Annotated in this window: 11 protein-coding genes and 1 pseudogene; 4 read left to right on the top strand and 8 right to left on the bottom strand. The window is 63.9% G+C overall.

Annotated elements, in window-relative coordinates; all coding sequences use genetic code 11:
- Positions 1-130: 130 nt before the first annotated feature.
- Positions 131-1,426, top strand: a complete 1,296-nt coding sequence (locus AC0NIH_RS12835; protein WP_473461440.1) for a lipopolysaccharide biosynthesis protein — start codon at positions 131-133, stop codon at positions 1,424-1,426.
- A 32-nt stretch (positions 1,427-1,458) separates the two neighbouring features.
- Here the strand turns inward: AC0NIH_RS12835 and AC0NIH_RS12830 are convergent, their stop codons facing one another.
- Genes AC0NIH_RS12830 through AC0NIH_RS12820 form a run of 3 tightly spaced genes read right to left on the bottom strand, consistent with a single transcriptional unit; the run spans position 1,459 to position 4,357 of the window.
- Complete coding sequence (locus AC0NIH_RS12830) at positions 1,459-2,394, bottom strand: DUF6492 family protein (RefSeq protein ID WP_473461438.1); 936 nt, start codon at positions 2,392-2,394, stop codon at positions 1,459-1,461.
- Entirely contained in the window at positions 2,391-3,194 is an 804-nt protein-coding gene (locus AC0NIH_RS12825; RefSeq protein ID WP_224690319.1) for a WecB/TagA/CpsF family glycosyltransferase, read from the bottom strand. The genes AC0NIH_RS12830 and AC0NIH_RS12825 overlap by 4 nt, the downstream gene beginning before the upstream one ends.
- Positions 3,191-4,357 (bottom strand): glycosyltransferase, encoded by a 1,167-nt coding sequence (locus tag AC0NIH_RS12820; RefSeq protein ID WP_473461435.1) that lies wholly within the window; start codon positions 4,355-4,357, stop codon positions 3,191-3,193. The genes AC0NIH_RS12825 and AC0NIH_RS12820 overlap by 4 nt, the downstream gene beginning before the upstream one ends.
- A gap of 171 nt (positions 4,358-4,528) precedes the next feature.
- Here AC0NIH_RS12820 and AC0NIH_RS12815 point away from each other — a divergent pair, with 171 nt between their 5' ends.
- From AC0NIH_RS12815 to proC, 3 genes are read left to right on the top strand one after another with little or no spacing between them, the layout of a single operon-like run.
- Positions 4,529-5,527, top strand: a complete 999-nt coding sequence (locus AC0NIH_RS12815; protein ID WP_473461432.1) for a glycosyltransferase family 2 protein — start codon at positions 4,529-4,531, stop codon at positions 5,525-5,527.
- Complete coding sequence (locus AC0NIH_RS12810) at positions 5,496-6,824, top strand: O-antigen ligase family protein (protein ID WP_473461430.1); 1,329 nt, start codon at positions 5,496-5,498, stop codon at positions 6,822-6,824. The genes AC0NIH_RS12815 and AC0NIH_RS12810 overlap by 32 nt, the downstream gene beginning before the upstream one ends.
- A 60-nt stretch (positions 6,825-6,884) precedes the next feature.
- The gene (gene proC, locus AC0NIH_RS12805; RefSeq protein ID WP_287275364.1) at positions 6,885-7,700 is read left to right on the top strand and encodes a pyrroline-5-carboxylate reductase; all 816 of its coding nucleotides are present in this window, start codon (positions 6,885-6,887) and stop codon (positions 7,698-7,700) included.
- An 11-nt stretch (positions 7,701-7,711) separates the two neighbouring features.
- On the opposite strand, the gene AC0NIH_RS12800 is transcribed toward proC, so the two are convergent.
- The 5 genes and pseudogenes from AC0NIH_RS12800 to AC0NIH_RS12780 all read right to left on the bottom strand — a co-directional run.
- A complete protein-coding gene (locus AC0NIH_RS12800; protein WP_023766737.1) occupies positions 7,712-8,104 on the bottom strand; it encodes a type II toxin-antitoxin system VapC family toxin in 393 nt (130 codons plus the stop codon).
- Positions 8,104-8,346 carry a type II toxin-antitoxin system VapB family antitoxin gene (locus AC0NIH_RS12795; protein ID WP_023766736.1) on the bottom strand — a complete coding sequence of 81 codons (243 nt, stop codon included), beginning with the start codon at positions 8,344-8,346 and terminating at the stop codon, positions 8,104-8,106. The genes AC0NIH_RS12800 and AC0NIH_RS12795 overlap by 1 nt, the downstream gene beginning before the upstream one ends.
- Before the next feature lie 66 nt (positions 8,347-8,412).
- Positions 8,413-9,726 (bottom strand): NAD(P)H-dependent oxidoreductase, encoded by a 1,314-nt coding sequence (locus AC0NIH_RS12790; protein WP_473461427.1) that lies wholly within the window; start codon positions 9,724-9,726, stop codon positions 8,413-8,415.
- 84 nt (positions 9,727-9,810) lie between these two features.
- Entirely contained in the window at positions 9,811-11,205 is a 1,395-nt protein-coding gene (locus tag AC0NIH_RS12785) for a multicopper oxidase family protein (protein WP_287275369.1), read from the bottom strand.
- A gap of 223 nt (positions 11,206-11,428) precedes the next feature.
- Positions 11,429-11,909 (bottom strand): annotated as a pseudogene (locus AC0NIH_RS12780) (alpha/beta fold hydrolase); the annotation flags it as partial.
- Positions 11,910-11,939 lie beyond the last annotated feature (30 nt).

The raw sequence follows: 11,939 nt of genomic DNA, 5'->3' as shown, positions 1-11,939 counted from the left end.
ATGGAAAACAAAACGTTAATTTTTGCCCGCCCGGCATGCCGTTTCTCGGCCCGGCGGCACAATTTTCCCAACGCACCAAAAGCCTCAGAACGGCACGTTAAGCTTTCCCACCTATGCATTTCCTTGACGCATGACTGAGGCCAGCGACATACCGCAAAGGCGGCCCCTCGCCCGGATCGGCACTTTCGTGGCCGAACGACGGGGGCTGGTCCGCGACTATTTTTCGGCCATCAGCGGCGCCGGCGGTCGGCTGGTGTTTTCGCTGGCCTATTTCATCGCGCTTGCCAACACGCTGTCCATCTCCGAATTCGGCATGTTCGCGACAGCGTCCGCCGCCGGGGTGATGCTGTCGCGGCTCCTGGCCTTCGGTTTCATTTCGGCGCTCTACCGCACCGCCACCATCCGGCCCAACCTGATCGGCACCTTCACCGCCGGCTTCCTGCTGCTCGGCATCGTCTCGCTGCCGCTGCTGGCGGCAGCCTCGTTCGGCGTCTATCTGATCTTCTTCGCCAACACCGTGCCGCTGCCGGTGTTTTCGGCGATCGTGTTCGCCGAAACGCTGCTGTGGCGGCCGGTCGAAGTGGCGCTGATCGTCAACAACGGGCTGGGCAAGTTCGGCCGCGCCGCCCTGCTGGCGATCCTGACCACGGCGCTGCGCGCGCTTGGCGCGGTGCTTTTCATGATCTCAGCGCAGCACAGCGTCTGGGTATGGTCGTGGTTCTATATCGGCGCCAATGCCGCCTCGCTGCTTCTGGCTTTCGGCTGGTTCTATCCGCGCCAGCGGCTGCGACTGCGCATCGAGCTTTATCTCAGGCGGCTCGCCGATTCCGTCTACGTGGCCGGCGCCGAGGTGCTGTTCTACCTGCAGATGGAGTTCGACAAGCTTCTGGTGCTGGCGATCGGCGGGCCGCATCTGGCCGGTATCTATGCCATCATCATGCGGCTGGTCGACCTGACCGCGATCCCGATCCGCACCTTCTCGATGATGCTGGTGCAGCGCATGATGCGTGCGCCCGAACTGTTGTCACGGCTGGCGGTCAAGAGCGGCATCGAGGGCGGTGTGTTCGCGGTCTCGACGCTTGCGCTGCTGACGCTCGGCATCGTGCTGCACTTCTTCCCCAACGCGCTCGGCAGGAACGTCTCCGAAGCGGCCCCGCTGGTGGCGCTGGCGATCTGCGTTCCGGGACTGCGCAATCTGGTCGAATACCAGGCCGAGCTTCTGTTCGCGCGCGGCCAGACGCTGGTGCGGGCGCTCAATCTCGGCCTGCTCGCCGCTCTGAAGGCGCTGCTGCTGACCTATGTGCTGACCACCATCGCCGACACGCCGAAGCTGGTGCTGTCGCTCAACATCGTCTTCCTGCTGCTCTATCTCGCGTCGATGCTGCTGACCTATTCCGCGCTGCGTAGGCCGGCAAAGCCGGTATAGGGCATCCGGTTCCTATTCTTCCGCATCATGCCTCAGCCAGCGATCAGGCGGCGGATGCGGCCGATGTCGGTGCCGATGAAGGACTGCATGCCGATCGCCACCTGCTCCGGCGCCATGCCGGCAACGAAGCGGCGGAACTCGTCGTCCGACAGCGCCTCGCCCGTCCAGTGGACGCGGCAGAACTCTTGCGAACCGTGAAAGTGGCCGGCGCCGTCAAGCAGATCGTCGACGTAGCGGCCATAGATCATGCATTCGGAGAATTGCCGAGCCGAGCCGATGACCTCGACCCAGTCGCGGCCATGGACCTTCTCGATCCGGCCGCACATGGCCAGCACGGTGTCGCGGCGCCAGGCGATCAGCGTCGAGATATAGTCGTGGGCCGATGGTCGGGACGGGTCGATGCCGAGCGCCGAGCCGGCATTGCGCGACCAGATGCGGTGCTCGTCATGCCCGTCATCGGCAAGCACGTCATCGGCAAGCACGCCGTCGCGGCGGAACAGCCGCGCCTTGCCATCGCGCCAGAAAGCGGTGCAGTCGAAAGGCCTGAGGAACGCAACGTCGGAATCGCAGAACACCAGCACGTCTTCCCTGGCGTGCGCCGATATCGCGATGCGGCGCAACTGCTGCACATGCCAGCCGCGCAGCGGCTGCGTTTTCAGGCTGAGCCAGACGCGCCGGCGAAACAGGCTGAGCGGATCGTCGAAAGCGCGCAGCCAACGCGGCAGCAGGTCCCGCTCATCGACGACCGTGCGCCGGCTGGTCTGCAACTGGCGGAAAAGCGCAACGTCGCGATGTTCGACCAGGATGTAGTGGTGCGCGGCACCCGAGACATGCCGGTCAAGCGTTTCGCACAACAGGCGGCAACGCTCGAAATCCGGCGCGTAGCTTGCCGTAACCACGGCCGCCGTCGGCGTCTTCGGCAGCAAGCCCGAGCCGGCAAGGGGGTCTGGGACGAACCGCTTGTTCAACGGAGCTCTCCGGGCGCGTCCGCGACAGTCCGGCCGCCCGACCATCTCTGCTTGACGACCCGCCACAGGAACAAGGGATTGCCGACCACGTAGCGGCGCCAGAGCCGGCCCGGTTCGACCGCCAGCCGGAACAGCCATTCCAGCCTCAGGCGGCGCATCCACATTGGTGCTCGCGGCACCGAGCCGCTCAGGAAATCGAGCAGCGCGCCGACCGCGATCGGCAGCGTGCAATGGCGTTCGTCGATGTGGCGTTCGATCCACAATTCCTGGCGCGGCACCCCCATGGCAACCAGCAGCATATCAGGCCGCAGCCTTGCGATCCGGCCGATGATCTCCGGTTCCTGCGCGGCGGAGAAATAGCCGTCGTGAATGACTACGAAGCGGTGCTGCGTGGCAAGGGCCGCCAGCTTGACCGACGCCGCCTCGGCGTTGACACGCGTGGCACCTAGCAGCCCGACGGTCAGCGGCCTCGTCGATGCCTGCAGGAAGGCCGGTATGAAATCGGTGCCGTTGAGATTGTCAGGAAACGGCGCGCCGTAGAGCAGCTTTGCGGCGAGATCGACGCCGATGCCATCCGGCAGGATGAGGAAATCGTCGAGCGCCTCCGCAAAGACAGGGTCGGTATAGGCGATGTTGGCATTGTGGGCATTGAGAAAACTGACCTTGGTGAAACGCTGCTCGGAGATCAGTCGGCTCAGCAGGGCGATCGCATCATCCCAGCGGATGGCGAGCACCGAGATTCCGAGGATCGTCTTCAATTTGTCGAGCCCGGACGCGGCGCGGGCGGTGTGCATGTTCATGCAAACGCCTCCTGCCTGACCACTCCGATTTTTTCGAGGCCGAGCCGGATGGCGGCATCAAGCGCCCTGATCTGCTCGCGATGGAACGCGCTGCCGTCGACGTCGCGGATGTCGGCTGCGGCAGCTTCCAGCGCCCTGGCGAAGCCGTCTGGATCATCGGTGACGACACAATTGGCGGGACGATAATCGATACCGCGCAGCGAGCGGCTGGTGGCGACCGAAGGCAGGCCGAGCTCGAAGGTCTCGATGGTCTTCAGCTGCACGCCGCTGCCGGCGGTGCTGATCAGCGGGATGACGGCGGCGGCGCGCACGAAGGCCTGGGCATCGGGTACGCGGCCGACAAATTCGACACCCGGATGCGCCGAGGTGACGCCTGACGGCATGCTGCCGGCGATCCTTATGCGGAAATCGGGCCGCAGATGCGGCACCACCTTGTCCAGGAACCAGTCGAGGCCGATGCGGTTCGGCTGCCAGGTCCAGGTGCCGATCAGCGCCGCGTCACACTCGATGCGGCGCGGGCCTTTCCGGGCCTTGGCGCCGGTTACCAGCGGCAGCACCGCAGAGCGGTCGTCGGAGCCAACACCAAGGGCTGCACGATCTTCCTCGGCCAGCGTGAAGACGAAGCGCGCATGACGGCAGAGACGCTCTTCCACGACCTTGAGCAGCCTTGCCTCGCGGCGGAACAACAGGCGCTGGAAGATGCCGGTGGCGGCAGCGGCATTTTCCCGTGCCGAAAGATGCTCGACATTGTGGGCGACGAAGATCGAAGGCCGGTCTTCGAAGAGCTTTTCGAAAGCGCCGGCGAACTGCACGGAGTTCAGTACATAGCCGTCGAAGGGGCCGGCGCGTTCGATGGCGGCGAGAACATCGCTGTCGGACACCGCGCGCAACTTGATCGACGCGAAGGTAAGACCCGAAAGCATCGCCTTGCCGAACCAGGCCAGCTTTTGCGGCGCGGAGGCATTTTCGGTGCGCACGTCGACGGAACCCAGCACGACTGTGTTTTCCGGATCGCCCGCGGCCCTCCCCGGCCAGGTGAAGCCAATGACCGTGACGCGCGCGCCAACGCGCCGCAAGGCGGCGATGATCGCAGCATTGGCGATCTCGTAGCCGGAGGCGAGAGCGCCATCGGGCACGATCGATGTGGCGAACAGCAGATGCATCTCACCTATCCTGTGGTGTAGCCGGTAGCAAAGCGCGGTGAACCCTTGATTAAGCCAGCACGATCAGCGGCCGAAAGCCCGTGTCTGGCAGACCTCTCCGTGCAAGGTGATTAACGAAACCTTATCATCGTGGTGCTACCAGAACCCAACTCACGAGGCGGCTGGACACGGATGATCCCTTTGCCATCGGACGGTTCTGTATCGATCGCAGGACGGTCTCCCCGGCTTGATGTCGAGGCCGTTGAAGCGGTCGTCACCTTGCCGACCTTCAAACGGCCCGAACAGGTGCTGGAAACGCTGGCATCGCTGCAGGCGCAGCGGACCGGCAGGCGCTTTGCCATCATCGTGATGGAAAACGAGGCCAAGGCGCGTGAAGGCGCCAAGGCAGTGCTGCCGCTGTTCGAGCGCGGCGAGATACCGGGCATGGTCATCATTGCGCATGAGCGCGGCAATTGCAGCGCCTACAATGCGGGATGGCAGACGGCGATCCTGCATTTCCCCAATTTCAGGCATCTGCTGGTCATCGATGATGACGAGATCGCCGATCCGCAATGGCTGGAGCGGATGTGTCGAGCTGCCGAAACGCTCGGCGCCGATATCGTCGGCGGCCCGCAAGTGCCTGTCTTTGCCGATCCTTCCCACGCGCGATGGGCCGAACATCCGGTCTTTGCGCCTCCCTACCGGGAGACCGGCCGGGTGCCGGCGCTCTATTCGTCCGGCAATCTCCTGATCGGGCGCGACGTGCTTACCGCCATGGGGCCGCCCTTCCTCGATCTCAAATTCAATTTCATGGGTGGCGGCGATTCCGATTTCCTCAGCCGGTCGGCGCAGAGAGGCTTCGTGCTTGGGTGGTGCGCCGAGGCGGAAGTGCGGGAGATCGTTCCGGCACGGCGTGTCGAAGCCGACTGGATCCGTGCGCGCAGTCTGCGCAACGGCGTCATCTCGACGCTGGTCGAGAAGAAGAAACGTGCCGGCACGCCGATGGCCGGCGCCAAGGTGTTCGCGAAGAGCCTGGCGCTGCTTGCCGCCTCACCGTTCCGCGGCATGGTCCGGCTGGCGCGGACAGGATCGCCGGCGATCGCCATCTACCCCATCCATGTGGCGCTAGGCCGCGTGATGGCCGAATTCGGATATGCCAATGAGCAATATCGCCAGCCTGAAAAAAACTGAGCGCGCTCCGCTCAGCGACGCGTTCACGCGCGCAGGCGTGGCGACCGCGATCGCGGCGCTTCTGTTCACCGTCATCATGGTGTCGTTTCGCCCGTTCCAGCCGGCCGGCGCCGAACTCACCGGTGACGGTGGCGACATCGTCAACCAGCTCGGTTTCGGAGCGCTCGGCGGAATTTCGATCTTCTCGCTGATGGCTTTCGCCGATCCGCGCATCGTGCGCTCGCTGCTCAGCCCGTCCTGGGTGCTGATGCTGGGCTTCTTTTTCCTCTCGGTGGTGCTGGCGACGGACCCGCCTTCGGCCATGCGCGCCGCATCGTTCACCATGATCGGCATCCTGACCATGGCAACGATCCTGGTGCTGCCGCGCGATGCCGAGGCCATCTCCAAGGTCATCATCTTCACCGCCGTCGTGGTCATGGGTCTTTCCTATGTCGGCCTGATCGTCTTCCCGCACGAGGCGATGCATACCGCCGATTCACAGGAGCCCGAGCATGCGGGCCTGTGGCGCGGCGTGTTCACCCACAAGAACATCGCTGGCCCGATCATGGCCTGCTTCAGTTTCGCAGGCCTCTATCTCTACCGGCGCGGGCAACGCTGGTGGGGTGCGGCAATCTTTTGCGCGGCGATGATCTTCATGCTGCACACCGGGTCCAAGACCACCGCCGGCCTGGTGCCGTTCTCGATCCTGATCGTGATGTTCCCGAGCCTGATAGGCATGCGGCTCGGGACGCCGATCCTGTTCGCGCTGGCGATCGTCGCCACGGCGGTCGGCACGCTGGGCATCGTCTTCCTGCCGCCGGTCAAACATCTGGCGGCGATCTATTTTCCCGATCTCACCTACACCGGGCGCACAACGCTGTGGGAGTTCGCCGGCTCGATGCTGGCGAAGAAGCCATGGACCGGCTACGGTTATGAAAGCTTCTGGGGCACACCGTTGCTGCTCAACCAGGACCAGCCCTTCGACCGTCCCTGGGACATCCGAACCATCGTACACGGCCATGACGGCTATCTCGACATCGCCGTGCTGATGGGCGTTCCCGCCCTTTGCGTGGCGGTCTACACCTTCCTCATCGCGCCATTGCGCGACTACATGCGCATTCCGCTGCGCAAGGAAAACATCTATCTCGGCGACTTCTTCATGATGGTGGTGCTGTTCACGGCGCTCAACGCTTTCCTCGAAAGCTTCTTCTTCCATCGTGGCGACCCGGTCTGGCTGTTCTTCGTGCTCGGCGTGCTTGGCCTGAGGCAAGTGTCCTTGCGGCCGATCGCGGTGCGCAACGCCTCCCGCCCGGCCTGACAGGGCTTCCCCAGAGAACCGCGAGCGTCTATGTCAGGGCCTTCCTTCGGAGGGCTTTCGATGACGATCAGGCTTGTTCTCGCCGGCTGCGGCAATATGGGTTACGCCATGCTCTCGGGCTGGCTGAAATCCGGCAAGCTTGCCCCATCGACGGTTTTCGTCGTCGAGCCCAATGCCGACCTGCGCAACCGCGCCGCAGCACTGGGCTGCGGCACCGCGGCGGATGCCGGTGCCGTTCCCGCCGATGCCGTGCCTGATCTCGTCGTCATCGCGGTGAAGCCGCAGGTGATCCGCGACGTCACCGCCGCCTACAAGCGTTTCGGCGATGGCCGCACGACCTTCGTCAGCATCGCCGCCGGGACGCCCTCCGCCACCTTCGAGGAAATCCTGGGCAACCGCGCGCCGATCGTGCGCTGCATGCCCAACACGCCCGCGGCGATCGGCAAGGGCATGATGGTGGTGTTTTCCAATCTCCTGGTTTCCGACGACACCAAGCGTTTCGTCGCCGACCTGTTGTCGGCCAGCGGCGAAGTGGCCACCATCGAAGACGAGGGGCTGATGGATGCGGTGACCGCCGTCTCGGGATCGGGACCGGCCTACATCTTCCACTTCATCGAAGCGCTGACCGTCGCCGCCGAGAAGGCCGGCCTGCCGACGGCGACCGCCAAGCTGCTCGCCATGCAGACCGTCTATGGCGCCGCCTCGCTCGCCGCAGAGAGCCAGGAGGATCCAGGCGTGCTGCGCCAGCAGGTGACCAGCCCCAACGGCACCACGGCGGCAGCGCTTGGCGTGCTGATGGGCGAGGACCGGCTGACCAATCTGCTCACGCAGGCGGTGGAAGCAGCGCGGCTGCGGTCGATCGAGCTGGGGAAGTAGAGCGGACGCCGCTAACCGAGGTCCGTGTGCGAGAAGTCGTTGCCCTTATAGAGCAGGACTGAGCCGCGGCTCTTGGCGCAGGCGTAAGACAGACAATCAGCAAGATTGAGTTGGGCCGGATGTCCGCGACCCTTTCCGTACTCTGAAAACGCCTGGATGGCGAGCTTGGCGTCGCCGGCTTCTATCGGCACGATTTCGATTTCAGCCTCGCGCAGAAAGGCCTCGATCGCTGCTTCCACGACAACGGGTTCGATAGCAAGCATGGTGGAAAGCCGCATCGCTGCTTCGAGCACGACCAGTGCGGAAGTCATCTTGTGCGTTGCCGCCTGGATACGGTTACTCCATTCGCCGGCATCCCCTTCCCTAGAGAGAATTGCGACAACGACAGAGGTGTCGACGAACATCAGGGATGCCCCCACATGTCGTCGATTTCATCCTTGCTTACAGGCCGACCGCCCTGGCCGGCCTTGGCCTTTAAGCCCTTGGCGATGGCATCAAGCCGCTCCGCCAGGGAAACCTGTCCACTTTCCCGTTTCAATTCAGACTCAAGTGCTTCGATGACCGCTTCGGTCATGGAGATGTTGCGCTTGGCGGCAAGCCGCCGTGCCAGCTCGCGCGCTCGCGGATCCCTGATCTGGAGATTCATTGGCCGGTCCTCAGTGACATTGTCATTACAATATACTGCATTTGTCATGACATTGCTACAACGGGCCTATTTTCCGTACAGCATCTCATCCTGCAGCCGGCGCAACGCATACAGTCTCGTCGTCTGGTCGGGCGCGGCGTTGTCGGCGGTCAGCAACTCGCCTTTCCTGACCGGCTTCAGCACCTTGCCGCCCTCGAGCAGGCCGACCGGCACGGCGCGCTGGGTACGGGCGTCGCCGACCGTCATGGTCCAGGAGCGGTAGCAGGTCTCGCCGATCGCATCGAGGGTTTCGCCGGCGGCGAGATCGCGCTTGGCCACGGCGCAGACTTCGGCAACGGGCCGTGGCAGCGGCACCATGTCGGGCTTGCCGAAGAGCACGATGCGGGCGGCGGTCAGCGGCACTTCCAGCGAGGTCAAATGGTATGGTCGGAACAGGCTGTAATAGGGGCCGTGGCCGATATGAAGATCGTCCATGCGCTCGATGATGCGCGGATGCGTCGCTTCGACGATGACGAAGACACCGGGCGCGACGCCCTTGCCGATCGTGTAGTCGACGACGCCTTTCTTCAACAGCAGCCCGCCATCCTCGCGTGGTATGAGCACCTTGACGAGGTCGTCGCGGTCGGCTTTCGGGCCGTGCATGCCGGGCACGTCCGGGACCAGACCGGTGGCGTTGGCGATGGCGCACATCTCGACCATGGTCTTGGAGCCATCGACGAACTCGACCAGCATGCGCGGGTTCATGTTGCGGCGGATCGCTTCATCGCGATAGTCGTCAGGCACCGCATCGTGGTTGAGCGGGTTGTTCTTGCCCTTGCCGGCCGAGATGATGGTCAGGCCCAGCGCGGAGGCGAACTCGATCAGCTCCATGCAGCTCGACGGCTCGTCGCCGGCGCCGACCGAATAGATGACGCCAAGCCTGTCGGCCTGCTGCTTGAGATAGCAGCCGATGGTGACGTCGGCCTCGACATTCATCATCACCAGATGCTTGCCGTGCTCCATCGCTGACAGGCAGAAATCGGCAGCGACGCCGGGCTTGCCGGTGGCGTCGATGACGACATCAATCAGCGGATTGGTCACCAGCATCTCATTGGAGGTGATGGCGATTTTTCCCGCTTCGATCGCGGCGGTCACCTTGGACGCGGTGTTTGCTTCAACCGCCATGGCTTCATCGCCATAGGCTATGCGGATGGCCTCGCGCGCCGTGTGCGGGCGCCGGGTCGAGACCGCGCAGACCGAAATGCCAGGCATCAGCATTCCTTGCGTGACCAGGTCGGTGCCCATTTCGCCCGAGCCGATGACACCGATGCGCACCGGCCGACCCTCAGCTGCACGCCTGGCGAGATCGCGGGCAAGCCCGGTCAGGGCGACATTGGTCATGCTGGCGCGTCCATGGTTTGTGATCCGGAGGCGGCAATAGCAGGGAACCGCCCTCCCTTGCCAACGAAACCGCCTGATGTGGCTTCACACCACCCTGACATAGCTCGTCATGCCCGACTTCTGGTGCTCGATGATGTGACAGTGCAGCAGCCAGTCGCCGGGATTGTCGGCGACGAAGCCGAGCTGAACCTTCTCGTTCGGCTGGATGAGATAGGTGTCCGAAATCAACGGCTGAACCTGGCGCGTCGAGGACGACAGCACCTTGAAACTCATGCCGTGCAGATGCATCGGATGCGATTGCGGCGTCAGGTTCTCCATGTCGATGACATAGCTCTTGCCCAGCTTCAATTCAGCGAGCGGTGCCGTCGGATCAGGCGTATCACCCGGCCACGGCACCTTGTTGATGGCCCAGAAACTGTAGCCGAGCGAACCGCAGATGCCGTCGCTCGGGACGTTTTCGGCGGTGGCGCTGAGCGCCAGGGAAATATGCTGGGCAGCGGTGAGATCCACTTCTTTCACCGGATTGGCCTCGAGCGGAGCAATGTCACGAACGTCCCGCTTGAGCGAGCCGCCGGTGGCGCGCAGGTTGGCGAGGATCTTGGGCTTGGTGCCCCTGACATCCCGCAGGCTGACGATCGCGCCCTCGTCGTCGGGCATGCGGATGGCGAGTTCCATGCGTTGTCCCGGTCCAAGCAGCAAGGCATCGGGCGAAAAACGCTCGGGCACCGGGTTGCCGTCCAGCGCCATGACGGTCGCCTCGGCGCCGTCGACGCGGAAGGCGTAGATGCGGGTAACGTCGGTGATGGCGACGCGCAACCGCACCAGCCCGCCCGCCGGTGCATCATATTGCGGCTGGTCGAGCCAGTTCGCGGTCCGCACCGTGCCGTAGGTGCCGGTTCTCGCGGCATCACGCGGCCGAAACTGGTCGATGAACTGGGCGTCGTCGCCGAGGCGCCAGTCGCGCAGATTGAGGACGAACTCGGCGTCGAATTTCGGATCGCCGGGGTTTTCGACCACGATCACACCGGTCAGGCCGTGACCCATCTGCTCCAGCGTGTTGCAATGCGGGTGGTACCAGAAGGTGCCGGCGTCGGGCGGTGTGAAGACGTAGTCGAAATGATCGCCGGTGTAGACATAGGGCTGGACCAGGAACGGAACGCCGTCCATCTTGTTCGGCACGCGAATGCCGTGCCAGTGGATGGTCGTCGGATCGTCGATGGCGTTCACAAGGCGTGCGGCGAAAGGCTCGCCCTTTTTCATCCTGAGCACCGGCGGCATCCCGGCATTGCCATAGGTCAGTACATCCCTGGTCAGGCCGCCGTCCATCAGCTTCGTCTGGATTTTGGCCGTCTGCAGCACCATCGGTTCGGGCGCGGCGGCTGCCCAGCCGCCGAGCCTGCCCATGGCCGGGATTCCAACTCCGCCAATGCCGGCGAGCGCGGCCGTTTTCAAAAGCCCGCGGCGTGTGAATAGGGTCATTCAGCGCTCCAACTGCCAGGACGATTATCTGGCATTTATCGCGGCCTTGGATCACAGACGAGCCATCGGCGCAAATGCCGAGAATGGCATATCGCGTCTACATGGCGCCTGGATGGCATTTATCAGCCATGTGCTATGCGCGCGCCTGGCGAGAAGCCAAGCATGTGCAGCGCTCTCACATTATCTCGCCCATGGTCGGCGAGGCTGCAGGCTGTTCGGTGGCCTACTTTTCGTCGACGCTTGCCAGGAAGCGGGCGAAGATCGGGTCAAAACGATCCGGCGAATCCCAGAACGGCGCATGGCCTGATCTGTCGAGCAGATGGGCCTTGCCTTCCCACAAATTGGAAAACTTCACCGCGGCGACGAAATCGGTGTTGACGAAAGGCTCGTCCATGCCGTTGAGGACGGCGATCGGCGGCGTCTTGCCGGCGACGATCTCGCGCTGGTTGCGGCCGGTGCCGGCCGCGAATTTCTCGAACATCAGCCGCCGCCCGTCCGTCGGTGCGCGCGACCGTGTCGATAAGGAACGGCTCGAACGGCTCGCCGCAGGTGCTGCGCGCATAGGCCTCGACATCGGCGGCAGTGAAGGCTTCCTGCCCGGCGAGGTGCATATGCGGGCTCGACTTGAAGCCGTTGCCGACCTCCTCGGGCGAGACCGGCGGGGTGCCTGATATCATCAGGCCGAGCAGGCCCGGAAATCGGTCGCGCCGACGGAAAGACGATTATCTTACAAT

The organism is Mesorhizobium sp. WSM1386, assembly GCF_055901595.1.
The sequence above is the reverse complement of the archived record's forward strand: the minus strand, read 5'-3'. Positions and strand labels throughout refer to the sequence as shown.

Excerpts from the sequence above, each read along its gene's own strand:
- AC0NIH_RS12820 (WP_473461435.1), bottom strand. The coding sequence starts at position 4,357 with ATGCATCTGCTGTTCGCCACATCGATCGTGCCCGATGGCGCTCTCGCC.
- AC0NIH_RS12815 (WP_473461432.1), top strand. The coding sequence starts at position 4,529 with ATGATCCCTTTGCCATCGGACGGTTCTGTATCGATCGCAGGACGGTCT.
- AC0NIH_RS12785 (WP_287275369.1), bottom strand. The coding sequence starts at position 11,205 with ATGACCCTATTCACACGCCGCGGGCTTTTGAAAACGGCCGCGCTCGCC.
- AC0NIH_RS12795 (WP_023766736.1), bottom strand. The coding sequence starts at position 8,346 with ATGAATCTCCAGATCAGGGATCCGCGAGCGCGCGAGCTGGCACGGCGG.
- AC0NIH_RS12825 (WP_224690319.1), bottom strand. The coding sequence starts at position 3,194 with ATGAACATGCACACCGCCCGCGCCGCGTCCGGGCTCGACAAATTGAAG.
- proC (WP_287275364.1), top strand. The coding sequence starts at position 6,885 with ATGACGATCAGGCTTGTTCTCGCCGGCTGCGGCAATATGGGTTACGCC.
- AC0NIH_RS12810 (WP_473461430.1), top strand. The coding sequence starts at position 5,496 with ATGAGCAATATCGCCAGCCTGAAAAAAACTGAGCGCGCTCCGCTCAGC.
- AC0NIH_RS12790 (WP_473461427.1), bottom strand. The coding sequence starts at position 9,726 with ATGACCAATGTCGCCCTGACCGGGCTTGCCCGCGATCTCGCCAGGCGT.
- AC0NIH_RS12835 (WP_473461440.1), top strand. The coding sequence starts at position 131 with ATGACTGAGGCCAGCGACATACCGCAAAGGCGGCCCCTCGCCCGGATC.
- AC0NIH_RS12800 (WP_023766737.1), bottom strand. The coding sequence starts at position 8,104 with ATGTTCGTCGACACCTCTGTCGTTGTCGCAATTCTCTCTAGGGAAGGG.